This is a genomic window from Fictibacillus nanhaiensis, assembly GCF_042686385.1.
GTDB lineage: Bacteria > Bacillota > Bacilli > Bacillales > Fictibacillaceae > Fictibacillus > Fictibacillus nanhaiensis.
Map to the genome: position 1 here is coordinate 1 of NZ_JBHUPF010000012.1, position 18,309 is coordinate 18,309.

An 18,309-nucleotide genomic window follows, 5' to 3' on the forward strand; every position below is an offset into this window, starting at 1 on the left:
CGAATGGCCTTTATTTTCGGTTTTTGACTTAATTGAGGCTCGTTCCGACTTAATTGGCACTCGTTTCGACTTAATTTTTTTCATTCAGACTTAATTAGGGCCAGGAGACACCCCACACCGTATGCTTCAAAGAACAGTTTGATCTACGAATTCATCTCAAACCCTCAAAACAGGAAGAAGATGGCCACAGCCATCTTCCAACACGCGATATTCTTCAGCAAAAGCTCCAAAAATTATCCCAAAAGCCCTCCCATCAACCATCACCCAAGCCAAAAACGCAAAAAAACACCCTTGATCTCCACTTGAAAACCACTAATCAGTTCTCCTCATCAACCCAACCCCACATAATTTCACGGTAATCGTGATTTTATTCATGGTAATTCTCTATATATTCACAGATAAGCATCATAATTTCACGGATAAAATTATTTATCGAATTTTCGACACCGACACACTATTACTAACACCCTATCAACTATCAGCCAATTCCTCACAACTAAACCCGCCACTCAATTCCTCATCTGCAGCATCACACCAAAAAGGTAAGGAATCTTTTGAGCTGTAATGTTTAGGAACTGTTGGATATAGGGTAATTCTTCTGATGAATACGTATGAAAAAGCTCGCTCCACCATTCTGTGTCGTATCTGCTTAACATACTTAAGTTGTAAAGAATCACATAGTGAACCATAAATTCGTTAAGCGTAGGAGATTGTAGAAGATCTCGGTTTACAGGCAGGTAATAGGTCTTATCTTGAAGATGATACGATAACGGAAAGCAATCAAACGGTCGTAAGGATTCCTTCGCCTCAAAGACAAGCTGCATCTCATCGTCACTACCACTCAAAACGAAAGAAAACTTCGAAGGAAACAAACTGTTCATATATTCACTAAATCGTTCTAACGACATATGTAGATGATTGTTAATATGCTTGGGAAGATGAAAGATTGACTCATTTTCCTTATGCATCTTAACAAGGTGGACCTCACCGTTCATTTGCTTAAACAATGAACTTAATTCTGGCACTGTTTGGAGAAGAGACGCCATCGTAAACTTTTCTCCTTCAATATGTTTCATGTGAAACACTTTTTCACAAAAATGATTAAATAGACCTGTTCGTTGTACTTTAACTTCATCATAAAGAAACTCGTAACTTCTTTTCTTTCTTTTTCGTGTAGAGAGTCCGTGTGCAAGAACGGCGCTTGAATCGGGATAGCCAGGATCACTACAGAGTATGCATGCTTTCATAAGCTGAGTCATCCCGTAAAAGAGGAGTACAGGCTTTAGCTCTACAGGAGCTTGATCAGCGAGTTTATAATATTTCTTTCCATGCTCGATATAGTAAATAAACCCATATGTATTATCAAAGCTTTTGCCGTTGCTGTCATCCATGTTTAGTTGATGATATTGTTTACTCAAGAATTGCTGCGATTTTTGAGAGGAAAAGAACATATCGAATAAAGCCCAAGGGTCATGTTGCGTCATCATTTCTCCGTCATTCCTCTCTTCGTAAATTATTTGAAAAATCGAACATATTTTGTATTCCTTGACACTAGTTTACCCAGTTGATAATCTACAAATAATATTTTTCAGGAAGATAAATTTGAAGGGGTGGTTAAGGTATGTGGCAAGATAAGTTTGCAAAAGAAGGTTTAACCTTTGATGACGTGTTATTAATTCCAGCAAAATCGTCAGTTTTACCTGGTGATGTTTCAATTAAAACGAGGTTATCTGATACGGTTCAATTGAACATTCCGATTATCAGTGCTGGTATGGACACAGTAACAGAAGCAAACATGGCAATCGCAATGGCACGACAAGGCGGTTTAGGAATTGTACACAAGAACATGTCTATTGAAGAACAAGCAGAACAGATCGACCGTGTTAAACGTTCTGAAAGTGGCGTAATCACAGACCCGTTCTACCTAACACCTGAGCATCAAGTATTTGACGCTGAACATTTGATGGGTAAATATCGTATCAGTGGTGTACCGATCGTTGATGCAGATAAAAAATTAGTAGGTATCCTAACGAACCGTGATCTTCGTTTTGTTCAGGACTATTCCATCAAAATCTCAGATGTGATGACGAAAGAAAACTTAGTGACTGCACCAGTTGGTACTACGTTAAAAGAAGCTGAAAAAACACTTCAGCAATATAAGATCGAAAAGCTTCCACTCGTGGATGATGAAGGTACGCTACAAGGCTTGATCACCATTAAAGATATCGAAAAAGTGATTGAGTTCCCGAACTCTGCAAAAGACTCACAAGGACGTTTGTTAGTAGGAGCTGCAGTAGGTGTTACGAAGGATGCGCTTCTTCGTGTAGAGAAGTTAGTACAAGCAGGTGTAGATGCGATTGTTATCGACACGGCTCATGGACATTCTGAAGGAGTTCTTCAAAAAGTTCGTGAAGTACGAGATGCATATCCGAAATTAACAATCATTGCAGGTAACGTTGCTACGGCAGAGGCGACTCGCGATCTGATCGAAGCAGGAGCAAGCGTTGTAAAAGTAGGAATCGGACCTGGTTCGATCTGTACAACACGTGTTGTTGCTGGTGTAGGTGTACCACAAGTAACGGCTGTTTATGATTGTGCTACAGAAGCGAAGAAGTATGGAGTACCAATCATCGCTGATGGTGGTATCAAATACTCTGGAGACATCGTTAAAGCGATCGCAGCAGGCGGACATGCTGTTATGCTAGGCAGTATGCTTGCTGGTGTATCTGAGAGTCCAGGAGAGCGTGAAATCTTCCAAGGACGTCAATTTAAAGTGTATCGCGGTATGGGTTCAGTCGGTGCGATGGAGCGAGGAAGCAGCGACCGCTATTTCCAGGAAAATAATAAGAAGCTTGTTCCAGAAGGTATCGAAGGACGACTACCTTACAAAGGACCATTGGCTGATACGATCTATCAGTTAGTAGGCGGTATCCGTTCAGGTATGGGTTATTGTGGAACAGCAACGATCGATGAGCTTCAAAATGATTCCCGTTTTGTAAAAATTACGGGTGCTGGACTTCGTGAAAGTCATCCGCACCAAGTTCAAATTACTAAAGAAGCACCAAATTATTCAGTCTAAAGACACATTTTTAGGACAGAGGTATAACCTCTGTCTATTTTTTTGAAAATGTGTATGGTACAATAACTTTTGTGTGTAAATGGGTTTGGAGGTGCAGTTTTTTGAACAGCAAGATAAAACAACTTTTAGTGGTGACACTGATTTTTTCATTTTTTACGACGAGTTTATTAGGATTTTCTAAGTCAGCAAGTGCGGCACCGTCTCTAGATGTAGCAGCTGAAGGGGCTATACTTGTGGATGCAGAAACGGGGAAAATATTATATCAGAAAAATGCTGATAAGTTACTCGCTCCTGCAAGTATGAGTAAGATGATGACCGAATACCTATTACTAGAAGCCATTGACAAGAAAAAGATATCTTGGGATCAGAAAACAAGTATTTCTGAATATGCCCATAAGATTTCTCAAAACCGAACGTTATCAAACGTACCATTACGTGTAGATGAAAAATATACAGTTCGTGAGTTATACCAAGCGATGGCGATCTATTCTGCTAATGGAGCAACGATCGCATTATCAGAACTAATTGCGGGCTCTGAAGGTGAGTTCGTTAAAAAGATGAATGCCAAAGCTAAAGAACTTGGCATGAAAGATTTCAACTTCGTAAACTCAACAGGCCTTAACAATAAAGACTTGTTTGGTAATCATAATTCTGGCAGTGAAACAGACGAGAACATGATGAGTCCTCGTGCTACTGCTATTCTAGCGTTCAGCTTACTTAACGATCATCCAGAAGTATTAGAAACGGCAAGTGTTCCACGCTTGAAATTCCGTGAAGGTACAGATGACGAAATTCAGATGGAGAACTGGAACTGGATGCTTCCTGAGCTTAACAGTGGCTACGAGGGAGTAGACGGATTAAAAACAGGATCTACAGATATCGCAGGTAACTGTTTTACAGGGACAGTGAAAAAAGGAGATACTCGCCTTATTTCAGTTGTTATGAAAACAGGAACTCGTTTAGATCGATTTAAAGAAACTAAGAAACTATTTGATTTTGGATTTGCAAACTTTGAAAAAGAGCAGATCTTACCGGATAACTATCAAGTAAAAGGCAACAAAACAGTTCCTGTCGTAAAAGGTAAGGAAAAAGAAGTGAAAGTTGCTACGAAAGAACCTCTTTCTATGGTGATCAAAAGAGGAGAGAAAGAAAACTACAAGCCTAAATTTGTTATGGATAAGAAGAAGATGACAAAAGAAGGCGAACTGACAGCTCCTGTTAAAAAAGGTGAAGTTGTCGGTCATATCAATGTTGAGTATACAGGCAGCGGCGAAGACTATGGCTACCTACTCAATGGAGAAACAAAAGGTAAGACAGAAGTAGTAACGACTCAATCCGTTGAAAAAGCGAACTGGTTCGTTCTTGCTTTACGCGGTGTTGGCGGATTCTTTGGCGGACTTTGGTCTGGTGCCGTTGACATGGTTAAAGGCTGGTTCTAATCGTATGATTTCAAGAAGTTCTTTAGCAATTTGCTGAGGAGCTTCTTTTTTTCTGAAAATATAGAGAGCTTGCGCTTTTTTTGATTTGCGATAAAATAGATGAGAATACTAGTTTTATCTTAAAACAACCGAAAATTGTTGTTATAACACATATAATTCAGGGGGTAGTAAGCATGTTAAAAACAGGTACTGAACGTGTTAAAAGAGGAATGGCTGAAATGCAAAAAGGCGGCGTCATCATGGACGTTGTTAACGCAGAGCAAGCTCGTATAGCAGAAGCTGCAGGAGCGGTAGCCGTAATGGCACTTGAGCGTGTTCCTTCAGATATTCGTGCTGCAGGTGGAGTAGCGCGTATGGCTGATCCTACAATCACAGAAGAAGTTTTGAATGCTGTTTCTATTCCCGTAATGGCGAAGGCGCGTATCGGACATATCGTTGAAGCGCGTGTTCTTGAAGCGATGGGTGTTGACTATATCGATGAGAGTGAAGTACTGACTCCAGCGGATGAAGTTTTCCACTTATTGAAAAGCGATTACACAGTTCCTTTCGTATGCGGAGCACGAGATCTTGGAGAAGCGTCACGCCGTATCGCTGAAGGTGCATCCATGCTTCGTACAAAAGGTGAGCCTGGTACAGGTAACATCGTTGAGGCGGTACGCCACATGAGAATGATTCAAGGTCAGATTCGCAAAGTAGTTGCTATGAGCGAAGATGAGTTGATGACAGAAGCTAAGAACTTAGGTGCACCATTCGAAGTTCTTCTTCAAATTAAAAAAGCGGGCAAGCTGCCTGTCGTTAACTTTGCAGCAGGCGGAATCGCAACACCAGCAGATGCAGCGCTTATGATGGAACTTGGCGCTGACGGCGTATTCGTCGGATCAGGAATCTTCAAGTCTGAGAACCCAGAAAAGTTTGCTCGTGCGATCGTTGAAGCGACAACTCACTACCAAGACTACAAACTAATCGCTGAACTATCTAAAGGTCTCGGAACTGCAATGAAAGGGATCGACATCTCAACGCTAGCTCACGGTGAGCGTATGCAGGAGCGAGGCTGGTAAATCCATGCTGAAAATCGGAGTATTAGCCTTACAAGGTGCGGTACGGGAGCATGTAGCAGCGATTGAAGCAAGCGGAGCAGAAGCCGTAGCGGTAAAGCGTATCGATGAACTATCAGACTTAGATGGTTTAGTGATACCAGGCGGCGAGAGTACAGCGATGAGACGATTGATCGATAAATATGATTTTCTAGAACCGTTAAAGAAGTTTGCTCAAAATAAACCAGTCTTCGGTACGTGTGCAGGATTGATCTTGATGGCGAAACGCATCCAAGGACAAGATTCAGCACACCTTGAACTAATCGATATGACAGTTGAGCGTAATGCGTTCGGACGCCAGGTGGACAGTTTTGAAGCAGATCTCATGATCCATGGTGTAGGAGAAGATTATACAGGCGTATTTATTCGAGCACCGTTTATCGTTGAAGTCGGGCCAGAAGTAGAGATTCTATCGAAGCATAATGATCGAATCGTAGCGGCTAAACAAGGACATTTCCTCTGTGCAGCCTTCCATCCAGAGCTAACTGACGACTACAGACTTCATCAATATTTTGTAAAAATGGTACAATCGGCGAAAGAAGTAGTTGCATAAAATACAAAAATGCTGTACATTACTATAAAATCATTATAAAAAATCAATGACAGGAACTAGTAGCAAAAATTACTTTGTTTAGAGAGTCGGTGGCTGGTGAAAACCGATCAAAGTGTTTTGTGAATCCATCCTCGAGTGAAGAGCTGAACGTTCAGTAAGCTTTTCCGGTGAAGAACCGTTACATGTAATCGAGCCGGCAATAGAAATTCTATTGCAATTAGGGTGGCAACGCGGGTTAACTCTCGTCCCTATTTCTAATTTTTTTTAGAGATAGCGGGCGGGAGTTTTTTGATGTTGATGTTGTCTTTTAATTCCCTTCCATGCATTTTGATTGGAGCGCAAGGTGCGAGACTCCTAATGGCGCCAAGCGCTAGGAGGCTCACCGCACGCCACGTGGAAAGCGAGCAATCTGGAGCGGAAATCAACTACTAACATGAGTGACCATGTAAGCGAAAACCGTGATTTTTTATAAACTAAAGGAGGACATAAACATGTTAGACTTAAAATTTGTTCGTGCCAATTTTGAAGAAGTAAAAGAAAAGTTATCTGCACGTGGAGAAGACCTCTCTGGTTTAGATAAGTTCGAAGCATTAGATCAGCGCCGCCGTGAGTTAATCGGTGAAACGGAAGCACTAAAATCTAAGCGTAATGAAGTATCTAAACAAGTAGCAGAGTTCAAGCGTGAGAAAAAAGATGCTGATCACCTCATCACAGAGATGCGTGAAGTAGGGGATAAGATTAAGACGATGGACGATGAGCTTCGTCAAGTAGAAGAAGACCTTCACGCTATCATGCTGACGTTACCTAACATACCGCATGAAAGTGTTCCTGTCGGTGAGACAGAAGACGATAACGTACCTGTACGTCACTGGGGAGATGTTCCTGAATTTGCTTTTGAAGCAAAACCTCACTGGGATATCGCGACTGATCTGAACATCGTTGATTTTGAACGTGGAGCAAAAGTGACAGGCAGCCGTTTCGCTTTTTATAAAGGTTTAGGTGCTCGCCTTGAGCGTGCTCTTATTAACTTCATGATGGATCTGCACGAAGATGAGCATGGCTATACAGAGGTGCTACCTCCATACATGGTTAACCGTCAAAGCATGACAGGCACAGGTCAACTTCCAAAGTTTGAAGAAGACGCGTTCAAAATTCGCGAAGAAGACTATTTCTTGATTCCAACTTCTGAAGTTCCTGTAACGAACATGCACCGAGAAGAGATTCTAACAGCTGATGAACTTCCGATCACGTATGCAGCGTACAGCGCTTGTTTCCGTTCTGAAGCGGGATCTGCAGGACGCGACACGCGAGGATTGATCCGTCAGCATCAGTTTAACAAAGTAGAACTTGTTCGCTTCGTTAAACCTGAGGATTCTTATGAGGAGCTCGAGAAGCTTACAGGACACGCTGAAAAAGTACTTCAGTTACTCAACCTTCCTTACCGCTTGCTGAGCATGTGTACAGCTGATCTAGGCTTCACAGCAGCGAAGAAATATGATATTGAAGTATACCTTCCAAGCTACGGTGAGTACCGCGAGATTTCTTCTTGCTCTAACTTTGAAGATTTCCAAGCGCGCCGTGCACAAATTCGTTTCCGTCGTGATGCAAAAGGGAAGCCAGAATTCGTACACACGCTAAATGGATCTGGACTTGCGATCGGTCGTACAGTAGCCGCTATCTTAGAGAACTACCAACAAGAAGATGGTACTGTTGTCATTCCAGAAGTTCTGCGTCCTTATATGGGCAACAAAGAAGTAATTAAGTAAACAAATGAAGAAGCTGACTCAAAAATGGTTCCAAAAGGACCTTTAGAGTCAGCTTTTATATGTTTTGGGGTGTAAAAGTATTAGTATCGGTGGTGGTAAGAAGATTTCAGGTGGTAAGATGGTGATTACCGGTGATAAAGTAGGATTTATAGGTGAAAAACTTTAGGTTTCAGGTGGAAAACACAGTTTTAGCGGTGAACGTGTAATAAATATAAGAACACGTACCGTAAAATCGTACCTACAAAAAAGACAAACAAACTTTCATATAAAAAATTAAAAAAGTTTTTGAAAACCGTTGACACTTTATTTAACAGCATGTTATTATAGTTCTTGTCAGTCACACGGAGGTATACCCAAGTCCGGCTGAAGGGATCGGTCTTGAAAACCGACAGGGGTTTAACGACCCGCGGGGGTTCGAATCCCTCTACCTCCTCCATATACATATTCAACCTCATCTGAGTTACTCAGATGAGGTTTTTTGTTGTTGTTTTTTTCTTTTTCAAAAACTTTCAAAAACACCGATAGAAAACCCTAAAGTATTTTAACCATTCATTGTATGTAAGCGCTAACACTTTAAAGTAATAAAATTTAGTATTGACAGAACTTTTAGACAGGGCGTATGATGACAACTATAACTTAATTCAATAATGCAATGCTTATTCAGAGAGACCGAGGGATCAGGCCCTATGACGTCCGGCAACCTCCATAATGGAACGGTGCTACTTCCTGCAGAATGGTGAGTCATTCTGGAAGATAAGTCGATGTTTACTTATTCGCCCTCTTCCATGGAATGAAGAGGGCTTTTTTATATGGTAAGGGGGAGGACATATGATCAAAATCAAGGACGTTACGAAAATATATAAAGTAAAAGGTAAAGAGATCGTCGGGGTAAAGAATGTTTCACTGACGATCGATAAAGGCGAAATCTTTGGCATTGTCGGATATAGCGGGGCTGGAAAGAGTTCGTTGTTGCGCTGTCTGAACTTATTAGAAAAACCAACATCAGGAGAAATCAGAATTGATGGAATCCCGATTACGAAACTAGGTAAAAAGGAGTTGCGCGAGGAGCGTCTGAAGATCGGCATGATCTTTCAGCATTTTTATTTGATCAGTGCGAAGACCGTTTTTGAGAACATCGCATTCGCTTTAAAAGCAGCAGGAAAAACGAAAGAAGAAATCAACGAGAAAACAAATGAGCTTTTAAAAATGGTGGGATTAGAGGAGCAAAAAGATCAGTACCCTTCACAGCTGAGTGGTGGCCAGAAACAGCGTGTTGGTATTGCGAGAGCTCTTGCGAACGATCCGAAGGTATTGCTTTGTGATGAAGCGACTTCAGCTCTTGATCCGAACACGACGAAATCGATTCTTTCCTTGCTAAAGTCCATCAATAAAAAGTTAGGCATTACGATCGTGCTGATTACGCATGAGATGGAAGTAGTAAAAGAGATCTGCCACCGAATGGCGATCATGCAGGACGGAGAGATCATCGAGTCGGGTGATGTGTATAACATATTTGCTAATCCAGAAAAAGAGCTCACAAAAACGTTCATCAGCTCTGTTATCCAGATGGATCTACCAGAACCTCTTCTTAAGAACAGAAAAGGAACAGTGATCAAGATTCAGTTTAAAGGAGCCATTGCAGAAGAAGCTGTAGTTTCTGAGCTTTTCCAAAACTATCGTGTAAAAGGGAATATCCTTCACGGTAAGATCGAATACATTCAGGAAACACCGCTTGGTATCTTCATCATGGAACTTGTTGGTGAAGAAGCTGAAGTGAAGCGAGCGATCTCGTATATTGAGAGTCGCATAGAAAATCTTGAGGTGGTGAAACAAGTTGCTTGATTCTATTTTAAACATCCTTCCAGACCTGAATAAGGCATTCTTTGAAACGCTATATATGGTCGCTATATCACTCGGTGTATCATTAGTGGTTGGCCTACCGCTTGGAATCATCCTATTTATAACCGACAAAGGATTGTTGTTTGAGAATGCGTGGATCAAACAGATCGCGGGCATTCTTGTGAACTTGATCCGCTCTGTGCCATTCATCATTTTATTAGTCGCTTTATTACCGTTAACTCAGCTGATCACAGGAACGACGATCGGACCAACAGCAGCATCTGTCTCACTGTCTGTCGCAGCCATACCATTCTTTGCAAGGCTCGTAGAAACGTCATTACGAGAGATCGATAAAGGCGTGATTGAAGCGGCCGTTGCAGTAGGCGCTACGCCATGGATGATCATCCGTGAAGTGCTTCTACCAGAAGCGAAGCCAGGAATCGTTCAAGCGATAACAGTCACAGCCATCAGCTTGCTAGGCTATTCAGCCATGGCCGGCATCGTCGGCGGAGGAGGAATCGGCGATTTCGCCATCCGCTTCGGTTACTATCGCTATGACAACACGATCATGCTAACAACCGTCATACTACTAATCGTAATCGTCCAGCTCATGCAAGTCATCGGAGACGGTGCAGCAAAGGCTGTAAATAAAAGATAATTTTTTTTCTAAAGGGTAGACGAGAAAAGATTCATCTTTAAAGGTTTAGGTTTAAAAGACTTCAAGGGCAAGTTGATTGGAGTGTAAGATGCGAGACTCCTGGGGGATCAGGGGGACAGGTGAGACCCCGCCAGCGCAAAGCGCTAGGGAGGCTCACCGCACGCCCCCCGGAAAGGGAGCATCTGGAACGTAAATCAACCACTCACAAAAACATCATGTATTTGCAAAAACAATTTTAAAAAGGGGATCATCATGAAAAAAATCATACTTACACTACTAACAGCTCTGCTCGCTTTTGGCTTAGCAGGATGCTCATCTTCATCAGATGCGTCAAAAGAAAAAGAAGTAACATTAGGCGCAACAGCAGGACCATACACAGACATGGTCAACAAAGCGATCAAACCCTCACTAGAGAAAAAAGGATACAAAGTAAAAGTCATTGAATTCAGCGATTATATTCAACCCAACATGGCATTATCAAAAGGCGATCTAGACGCTAACCTTTTTCAGCACAAAGTGTACATGGAGAATTTCGCAAAAGAAAAGAACTTAAAGCTGTCAGAAGTCATCATCGTTCCAACAGCACCGATGGGCCTCTATTCTGAGAAATTCAAATCAGTTAAGGACATAAAAGAAGGCAGCACTGTCGCTATTCCGAACGATCCGGTCAACTTAGCGCGCACGTTGCTCATGCTTGAAGATGCAAAACTGATCACCATCAAAGAAGGAATCAACGAACTAACAGCATCTGAAAAAGATGTGAAAGACAATCCGAAGAAACTCGTGTTCAAACCATTAGAAGCGGCACAGCTTCCACGTGCTGTTCAAAGTGCAGATGTTGCAGCTGTACCTGGTAACTTTGCACTCGCAGCAAAGATGGACTTATTGGATGCGATTCAACTAGAGAACATGCCGGACACATACCGTAACCGTGTTGTGGTGAACACGAAGGATGTAGATTCTGCATTTGCCAAAGATATTAAGAAGGTAGTGGAATCGAAGGAGTTTGAAGAAGTGATCGATAAGGAATTCGAAGGCTTCGGAAAACCAGAATGGATGAAGAAATAAATTAAAATAAAACCCCGGAGCTCATAAGGATGAGAACCGGGGTTTTTTATGTTTATAAGCGAACTTCTCGTTTCGCCTCAATCTTTTGTGCGATCTTTTCTACGATATGATCGATGGACTCTGGATTATCGCGAAGATCGTAATCATTGATGTTCACACGAAGCACAGGGCAAGAATTGAAAGAAGCGATCCACTTTTCATAGCGATCGTACATCTCTTCCCAATAAGAGACCGGTGTTTCTTGCTCCATCTTACGTCCGCGTTTCTGGATACGAGCTAAGATATCATCAAGAGAGCCTTCTAAGTATATCAAGCAATCAGGCTGCGGGAAGTATGGTGTCATGACCATGGCTTCAAACAGGTGAGTATACGTTTCGTAATCTACATCAGACATGTTGCCTTTATCAAAGTGCATACGAGCGAATATACCCGTGTCTTCATAGATCGATCGATCTTGCACAAATCCTCCGCCATAGTCGAACATTCTTTTTTGCTCTTTGAAGCGTTCTGCTAAAAAGAAAATCTGCAGGTGGAAGCTCCAACGCTTAAAATCATGATAAAAGTTTTCTAAGTATGGGTTGTTATCCACTTTTTCCATGGATGTACGAAACTTTAGTTTTTCTGCAAGTGCATTCGTAAATGTAGATTTCCCCGCACCTACCATACCTGCCACTGTAATGACAGCATCGTTTGGGATTCCGTATTGTATGAGTTTACTCATCGCGCAACTTCTCCTTTTTTAAGAGTTGCATCAATTAGGGAAAAGATCTTTTCTTTATCCGCTTCATACGCAACAAAATCTAAGTCATCTCCGTTAAAAGAGAGTACAGGAATTTCGGGGTGCTGCTTTTTAAAGGCAGTCATGAACGTCTCGTAATCCTCAGCTAACTGTTCTAAGTACGCAGGCTCCATATTTTGCTCGATAAAACGTCCACGCTTACGCACGCGGTCCAGCAACGTATCGAGGCTAGCGTTTAAATAGATGATCACGTTCGGTACAGGCATATCCTCAGTAAGGATGTCAAAGCACTGCATGTATTTATGAAGATTACCGTCTTTTAGCGTTCGACCCGCAAAAATACGGTTCTTAAAGATATGATAATCAGAAACGACAGGAATCTGTTTAGATAGATACTGTCCTTGAATCTCTTCAAGCTGTTTATACCTGTTGCAAAGAAAGAACATCTCGGTTTGAAAACTCCACTCATCGATGTTGTCGTAAAATTTTCCGAGAAAAGGATTCTCCTCTACAATCTCTTTCAATAATTGAAAGTTATAGTGCTCAGCAATAGCTTTTGCGAGCGATGTTTTCCCTACGCCAATCGGCCCTTCAACTGCGATAAAGGGGGTTGAACTCATCTTCCTTTTCCTCCCTTATAAATAACAAACGAAAAATTACAGACAAAGAATATTGTAGCATACGTTTGGAAAAGGTGGTGAGATTATCGGTAAAAAGTTAATGGTAAATATGCGATTTAATACATCGTTTTATGTTTGTTTTCATTTGCCTGATCGATGATTGCTCTTAAATTTAAGTCTTCACTCTTACTGATATCAGCATTCAATGTCTTTTCCATTAAAATTAAGGCTCTTTCGTTATCTTCTTCTATATTAGACGCGGAACAATCAGCTGGTGCATAAAGTGTAAAACCTCTCATATAAGCATCGTTTGCTGTAAAGAGAACACATATATTACCTGCTACACCGCAAAGGATTAAAGTTTGGATACCAAGCTCATTTAATAAAGTAGATAAGGGTGTTGAGAAAAATCCAGAATGCTTTGGTTTGACGACAAAGAAATCATCATCATCTGGCTGCAATCTTTTTACGAAATCACCACCGGATTGTGTGGAGCAATAATCAACAAGCTTGTGTTTATCTGATTGCCATTGTCCAAAGTTATCATTTACATAAATAACAGGAATCTTTTCATTTTTTGCTCGCTTTTTCAGATCATAAATTTTATCGGCAATCGGTGCAGACGTTTTTAACAAAAGTGGCGCTTCGGGAAAATTAAAGTCGTTGATCACGTCAATAATAAGCAGTGCGACCGGTATTTTATCGTTTCCGTGCGGATGTTGTTTTTCCATAACGAATCCTCTCTTTCGTTTAAGTTCTTTTATTAGTAAGTTAATTTCATCTATATAAAAGAAGTAACGATTTTGGTCTATACAACCATTCCTTTCTTTATTATTAGCAAAACCTCTTGTATAATTTCTTACAACTAAAACTTTGGAGCGAAAAAGTATGGAGATCTTAGAAAAAGACGAATATTACATGGAGCTTGCTCTACAAGAAGCACAAAAAGCAGCAGATATCGGCGAGGTACCGATTGGAGCTATTCTAGTAATAGAGGATGAAATTGTCGCAAGAGCTCATAATCTGCGTGAAGCCGAACAAAGAGCGATCGCTCATGCAGAGCTCTTAGCCATTGATCAGGCTTGTAGAGAAAAGGAAGCTTGGCGACTTGAAGGCGCAACATTATACGTAACACTAGAACCATGTGCGATGTGTTCGGGTGCGATTGTCCTCTCAAGAGTAAGCCGTGTAGTGTACGGAGCGGCAGATCCTAAAGGAGGCTGCGCTGGAACGTTAATGAACCTTTTACAAGAAGAGCGGTTTAACCACCAATGTGAGATTGTAGCGGGTGTCAAAGGTGAAGAGTGCGGTGAAATTCTTTCAAGCTTTTTCAAGAAACTTCGCGATCGTAAAAGGAAGGAAAAGGAAGAGCGTAGAAAGGAGCTTTAGTGCTCCTGCGGTTGATTTTTTTAAAAGGACATAGTATACTAAATCTTGCACATTTAGTTGTGCATCTAACAATGTTATACACTTTGTCGCGCTAGATGGGGAGGTAGCGGTGCCCTGTACTCGCAATCCGCTGTAGCGAGGTTGAATTCCTCTCCTCGGCTAGTTCAACGTATGGTCTGACGGACGTAAGTGGTGTTGATGTCCGGGTCCTGCGCAACGGAGACCCATGAACCCTGTCAGGTCCGGAAGGAAGCAGCAGTAAGTGGACCACTTCGTGTGCCGTGGGGCAACCTGGACTGAGCTAACTGCGTTTGTACGCATAGGTTGACTATTCCAAAGAGAGGTGCGCGGCATTCTAATATATAAACAATAACTCACCCTTGTTTCAGGGGTGAGTTTTTTGTAATGTTTCAGTATAATATAGAAAGAATGAAGTGAATTAAAGGAGGCAAAGGGATGAGTTATCAAGCGCTCTACCGCGTATGGAGGCCACAGAGCTTTGAAGATATGGTCGGGCAGGAACACATTACAAAAACGATTCAAAATGCCTTGATGCAGGACAAGCTTTCCCATGCCTACCTGTTTTCAGGACCAAGAGGAACGGGTAAAACAAGTGCGGCGAAGATTATCGCCAAAGCTGTTAACTGTGAACGGGCTCCAGTTTCTGAGCCATGTAACGAATGTGACGCTTGTAGAGGGATCACGAACGGTTCGATATCTGATGTGCTAGAGATCGATGCCGCGTCTAATACAGGTGTGGATGATATAAGGGATATCCGGGACAAAGTGAAATTTGCGCCGTCCTCTGTTACGTACAAAGTCTATATCATAGATGAAGTACATATGCTTTCAACTGGTGCGTTTAATGCGTTATTAAAAACTTTAGAAGAACCGCCAAGCCATGTTATTTTTATTCTGGCAACGACCGAGCCGCATAAAATTCCGGCAACGATCGTTTCACGATGTCAACGGTTTGATTTCAAGCGGATATCTTCACAATCGATCATCGGACGAATGAGGCAGATCGTCGACGCTAACGGTACCGAAGTTGATGAAGAAGCTCTTCAACTGCTAGCAAGAGCAGCTGAAGGTGGAATGCGTGATGCGTTAAGTCTCCTCGACCAAGCGATCTCCTATAGTGATGAGAAAGTAAGAGTAGAGGATGTTTTGTCGGTAACCGGCTCTGCCTCACAAAAGCATCTTTCCGAGATGGCAGAAGCCTTTTTAGAAAAAGATGTATCAAAAGCTCTTACTTTATCGACAGAACTATTACATCAAGGAAAAGATCCTGTTCGGTTTTTAGGAGACCTTATCTACTATTATAGAGATATGCTTCTATACAAAACGGCACCTCAATTAGAAGAGCTGTTAGAACGTGTCTCAACAGACGAAGACTTTGCACGATTGGCAGATGCTACAGCTGCAGAAGACATCTATGCGATCATCGGTCAGTTAAATGCTGCACAACAAGAGATGAAATGGACGAACCATCCTAAGATTTTCTTAGAGACAACCTTCATCAAGATTTGTTACCAAAAGCAAGAAGGGATCTCGTCGCAAGCGGGGAATCCTTCTGTTGAACCGTTAATGCAAAGAATTGAGCAATTAGAACAAGAACTTAAAAAGATGAAAGAAAGCGGCTGGTCATCTAACGGACCATCCTCCCAGACGGAAGCGGAAGCTCCAAGAGAAAAAAGAGTAATCAGAGGACAAGGTGGCGCATCACAAACACAAGTAAAAGAGATGCTCAAAAAAGCAAAAAAACCAAACCTTGTTCAGCTTAAGGGAATGTGGGGAGAGATCTTAGATAAGATCCGTTCTGAAAAAGTGAGTGCCTATGCCCTTCTCTCAGGTGCAGAGCCGGTAGCTTGTTCAGATCAAATCTTTTTGCTTTCATTTCAGCATGAAATCCACCGTCAAATGGCATCTCAAGAGAACAACAGGAGCTATGTAGAAAGCGCAGTTTATAGTACAATAGGAAAGAACCTGTCCATGCTATCCATGTTGGATCCAGAATGGCAGAAACTAAAAGCTGACTTCATTAAAGAACAACAGCAAGGCCAACCATCTTCTGAAGAAAAAGAAAAAACAGAAGACCCTCTCATCGCAGAGGCGATCAAATTGGTTGGCGATGATTTAATTGAGATAAAAGAAGAGGAAGATTAAAAGGAGGAATTGTACGATGATGAAAGGCAACATGAACAATATGATGAAGCAAATGCAAAAAATGCAGCGTGACATGGCAAAAGCTCAAGAGGAACTAAAAGATAAAGTGATCGAAGGTTCAGCTGGCGGCGGTATGGTTACCGTTAAAGCGAATGGTCACAAAGAGATCATCGACATTATCATTAAAGAAGAAGTAGTAGATCCAGATGATATCGACATGCTTCAAGACCTTGTGCTAGCAGCTACGAACGATGCACTTAAGAAAGTGGACGAACTCGTATCACAAGACATGGGCAAATTCACAAAAGGACTTAACATTCCTGGAATGTTCTAGGAATATGCTATGCATTATCCTGAACCGATCTCAAAGCTGATTGAAAGCTTTATGAAATTGCCGGGCATCGGACCGAAAACGGCGGTTCGCCTGGCATTTTTCGTATTGGAAATGAAAGAAGATGACGTGCTCGATTTTGGACGAGCACTCGTTAACGCGAAACGTCAGCTTATCTATTGTTCCAACTGCTTTCATATTACTGACCGTGATCCTTGTATGATCTGCGATGATTCAAGCAGAGACCGAACGACGATCTGTGTTGTTCATGATTCCAAGGATGTTATTGCGATGGAAAAAATGAAAGAGTACCGCGGACTCTATCATGTCCTTCACGGGGCGATCTCACCCATGGATGGTGTAGGACCAGAGGATATTAAAGTCGCAGAACTGTTGAAGCGCCTAACAGATGAAGGGATTCAAGAAATTATCATGGCTACAGATCCGAACATCGAAGGAGAAGCCACTGCCATGTATATCGCAAGACTTCTAAAACCGACGGGTATCAAGATTACTCGTATTGCCCATGGACTGCCTGTAGGCGGAGACTTGGAGTATGCGGATGAAGTAACGCTTTCCAAAGCGCTTGAAGGAAGAAGAGAAATCTAACTAAAGGGGTTGCTTGCATGTTTTTTTCCCGAAAAGGGCGATTGAAGCGATCCGGAGATGAAGAGCTGCTTCAAAGTCTTGATGAGCTAAAGATAGACTGGATGCATCAAAAAGAAATGGTGGAACGCAGTGTAGAACCATCTGAAGAGGTTATCTTTAAGCTTCAACTAGCAGAATCAAAATACTTCTTCTTATTAAAAGAAGCGAAAAAAAGAAACGTGACGACCAGCAAGTTAAAATAACTGCTGGTCTTTTTTTTGGACAACTCCCATACAATGACTAGTAATAACTTGGATGTTGTATAGGAGGAATCGAGAATGGAGCCAATAACGGTAATCGCTATTCTTGGAACTATCATCTTTGTCCTGCTTCTAGTAGGTGCTCCAATGAGGCCGATACGCTGGATCGGATTCGGTATTACACGTTTTTGTATTGGTGCACTGTTGCTATTCTTATTAAATGCGATCGGAAACTCATATGATATTCATATTCCGATTAATGCGTTTACGGCGCTGATCTCAGGAATCGCTGGATTACCCGGCATAGCTTCACTAGTAGCTATTGAATTCTTTATCTTGAACTAAGGGATTCAAATGTACGTTTAAGAGAAGGTGTAGAGAGCGATTATAAGCTTTCTATACCTTTTTTCATTTATTTAAAGTAATTTCAAAATAACTATTGACCTTCATTCACCATACGTGATATATTAGTTCTTGTCGCCGCAACACATGAAACATTGTTGCAGGCGGGAAACAAATTTTAAAAAACGGTTGACTTCTTATTATAAAGATGTTATCCTAATAAAGTCGCTAAAACGAGCGGCTAACAAAAAAGTTCTTTGAAAACTGAACAAAAGAAATAGGTAAGGAATTAAGAATTAATTCCGTCAGTTTTAAAATCGAGCAAGACAAACACTTTTATGGAGAGTTTGATCCTGGCTCAGGATGAACGCTGGCGGC

18 protein-coding genes, 1 tRNA gene, 1 other RNA gene, 1 riboswitch and 1 other annotated feature are annotated in these 18,309 nt (G+C 41.6%); of the genes, 16 read left to right on the plus strand and 4 right to left on the minus strand.

What is annotated here, in order from left to right:
• Positions 1 to 509: 509 nt before the first annotated feature.
• Positions 510 to 1,487, minus strand: a complete 978-nt coding sequence (locus ACFS5O_RS19385; protein ID WP_205724082.1) for a YaaC family protein — start codon at positions 1,485 to 1,487, stop codon at positions 510 to 512.
• Between the two features lie 134 nt (positions 1,488 to 1,621).
• Between ACFS5O_RS19385 and guaB the strand changes: the two genes are divergently transcribed.
• The 9 genes from guaB (at position 1,622) to ACFS5O_RS19430 (ending at position 11,496) form a co-directional block, all read left to right on the plus strand.
• Complete coding sequence (gene guaB / locus ACFS5O_RS19390; protein ID WP_066390420.1) at positions 1,622 to 3,079, plus strand: IMP dehydrogenase; 1,458 nt, start codon at positions 1,622 to 1,624, stop codon at positions 3,077 to 3,079.
• A gap of 128 nt (positions 3,080 to 3,207) precedes the next feature.
• Positions 3,208 to 4,518 carry a D-alanyl-D-alanine carboxypeptidase family protein gene (locus ACFS5O_RS19395; protein WP_066399579.1) on the plus strand — a complete coding sequence of 437 codons (1,311 nt, stop codon included), beginning with the start codon at positions 3,208 to 3,210 and terminating at the stop codon, positions 4,516 to 4,518.
• A 173-nt stretch (positions 4,519 to 4,691) separates the two neighbouring features.
• Positions 4,692 to 5,576 carry a pyridoxal 5'-phosphate synthase lyase subunit PdxS gene (gene pdxS / locus ACFS5O_RS19400; RefSeq protein WP_066390422.1) on the plus strand — a complete coding sequence of 295 codons (885 nt, stop codon included), beginning with the start codon at positions 4,692 to 4,694 and terminating at the stop codon, positions 5,574 to 5,576.
• Between the two features lie 4 nt (positions 5,577 to 5,580).
• On the plus strand, positions 5,581 to 6,165 hold the full coding sequence (gene pdxT, locus ACFS5O_RS19405; protein WP_205724081.1) for a pyridoxal 5'-phosphate synthase glutaminase subunit PdxT: 585 nt from the start codon (positions 5,581 to 5,583) through the stop codon (positions 6,163 to 6,165).
• 37 nt (positions 6,166 to 6,202) lie between these two features.
• Positions 6,203 to 6,418: a binding site (T-box leader), on the plus strand.
• Positions 6,419 to 6,656: 238 nt separating this feature from the next.
• Positions 6,657 to 7,931 carry a serine--tRNA ligase gene (gene serS / locus ACFS5O_RS19410; RefSeq protein WP_205724080.1) on the plus strand — a complete coding sequence of 425 codons (1,275 nt, stop codon included), beginning with the start codon at positions 6,657 to 6,659 and terminating at the stop codon, positions 7,929 to 7,931.
• Between the two features lie 343 nt (positions 7,932 to 8,274).
• Positions 8,275 to 8,367: transfer RNA gene (locus tag ACFS5O_RS19415), tRNA-Ser, on the plus strand.
• A gap of 217 nt (positions 8,368 to 8,584) precedes the next feature.
• Positions 8,585 to 8,691, plus strand: a riboswitch (SAM riboswitch).
• A 68-nt stretch (positions 8,692 to 8,759) separates the two neighbouring features.
• Positions 8,760 to 9,773 carry a methionine ABC transporter ATP-binding protein gene (locus ACFS5O_RS19420; protein WP_066390437.1) on the plus strand — a complete coding sequence of 338 codons (1,014 nt, stop codon included), beginning with the start codon at positions 8,760 to 8,762 and terminating at the stop codon, positions 9,771 to 9,773.
• Positions 9,766 to 10,428: a methionine ABC transporter permease gene (locus ACFS5O_RS19425; RefSeq protein ID WP_066390439.1), complete on the plus strand. Its 663-nt coding sequence runs from the start codon at positions 9,766 to 9,768 to the stop codon at positions 10,426 to 10,428. The genes ACFS5O_RS19420 and ACFS5O_RS19425 overlap by 8 nt, the downstream gene beginning before the upstream one ends.
• Positions 10,429 to 10,680: 252 nt before the next feature.
• Positions 10,681 to 11,496 (plus strand): MetQ/NlpA family ABC transporter substrate-binding protein, encoded by an 816-nt coding sequence (locus tag ACFS5O_RS19430; RefSeq protein ID WP_153236467.1) that lies wholly within the window; start codon positions 10,681 to 10,683, stop codon positions 11,494 to 11,496.
• Positions 11,497 to 11,548: 52 nt separating this feature from the next.
• Here the strand turns inward: ACFS5O_RS19430 and ACFS5O_RS19435 are convergent, their stop codons facing one another.
• The 3 genes from ACFS5O_RS19435 to ACFS5O_RS19445 all read right to left on the minus strand — a co-directional run bounded on the left by ACFS5O_RS19435 (position 11,549) and on the right by ACFS5O_RS19445 (position 13,586).
• Positions 11,549 to 12,217 carry a deoxynucleoside kinase gene (locus ACFS5O_RS19435; protein WP_066390443.1) on the minus strand — a complete coding sequence of 223 codons (669 nt, stop codon included), beginning with the start codon at positions 12,215 to 12,217 and terminating at the stop codon, positions 11,549 to 11,551.
• Positions 12,214 to 12,855 carry a deoxynucleoside kinase gene (locus tag ACFS5O_RS19440; protein ID WP_066390445.1) on the minus strand — a complete coding sequence of 214 codons (642 nt, stop codon included), beginning with the start codon at positions 12,853 to 12,855 and terminating at the stop codon, positions 12,214 to 12,216. The genes ACFS5O_RS19435 and ACFS5O_RS19440 overlap by 4 nt, the downstream gene beginning before the upstream one ends.
• A 116-nt stretch (positions 12,856 to 12,971) precedes the next feature.
• Positions 12,972 to 13,586: a cysteine hydrolase family protein gene (locus ACFS5O_RS19445; protein WP_205724079.1), complete on the minus strand. Its 615-nt coding sequence runs from the start codon at positions 13,584 to 13,586 to the stop codon at positions 12,972 to 12,974.
• Positions 13,587 to 13,743: 157 nt separating this feature from the next.
• Here ACFS5O_RS19445 and tadA point away from each other — a divergent pair, with 157 nt between their 5' ends.
• From tadA to ACFS5O_RS19480, 7 genes are all read left to right on the plus strand, one after another.
• The gene (gene tadA / locus ACFS5O_RS19450; RefSeq protein WP_205724078.1) at positions 13,744 to 14,244 is read left to right on the plus strand and encodes a tRNA adenosine(34) deaminase TadA; all 501 of its coding nucleotides are present in this window, start codon (positions 13,744 to 13,746) and stop codon (positions 14,242 to 14,244) included.
• Between the two features lie 86 nt (positions 14,245 to 14,330).
• An RNA gene (gene ffs, locus ACFS5O_RS19455) (signal recognition particle sRNA large type) lies at positions 14,331 to 14,595 on the plus strand.
• 105 nt (positions 14,596 to 14,700) lie between these two features.
• Complete coding sequence (dnaX, locus tag ACFS5O_RS19460; RefSeq protein WP_205724077.1) at positions 14,701 to 16,410, plus strand: DNA polymerase III subunit gamma/tau; 1,710 nt, start codon at positions 14,701 to 14,703, stop codon at positions 16,408 to 16,410.
• Positions 16,411 to 16,426: 16 nt separating this feature from the next.
• Complete coding sequence (locus tag ACFS5O_RS19465; protein ID WP_379839693.1) at positions 16,427 to 16,744, plus strand: YbaB/EbfC family nucleoid-associated protein; 318 nt, start codon at positions 16,427 to 16,429, stop codon at positions 16,742 to 16,744.
• A gap of 9 nt (positions 16,745 to 16,753) precedes the next feature.
• Entirely contained in the window at positions 16,754 to 17,350 is a 597-nt protein-coding gene (recR, locus tag ACFS5O_RS19470; RefSeq protein WP_066242586.1) for a recombination mediator RecR, read from the plus strand.
• Between the two features lie 17 nt (positions 17,351 to 17,367).
• Entirely contained in the window at positions 17,368 to 17,592 is a 225-nt protein-coding gene (locus ACFS5O_RS19475; RefSeq protein ID WP_066390458.1) for a YaaL family protein, read from the plus strand.
• Between the two features lie 75 nt (positions 17,593 to 17,667).
• Positions 17,668 to 17,934: a pro-sigmaK processing inhibitor BofA family protein gene (locus ACFS5O_RS19480; protein WP_066390460.1), complete on the plus strand. Its 267-nt coding sequence runs from the start codon at positions 17,668 to 17,670 to the stop codon at positions 17,932 to 17,934.
• The last annotated feature ends 375 nt before the right edge of the window (positions 17,935 to 18,309 follow it).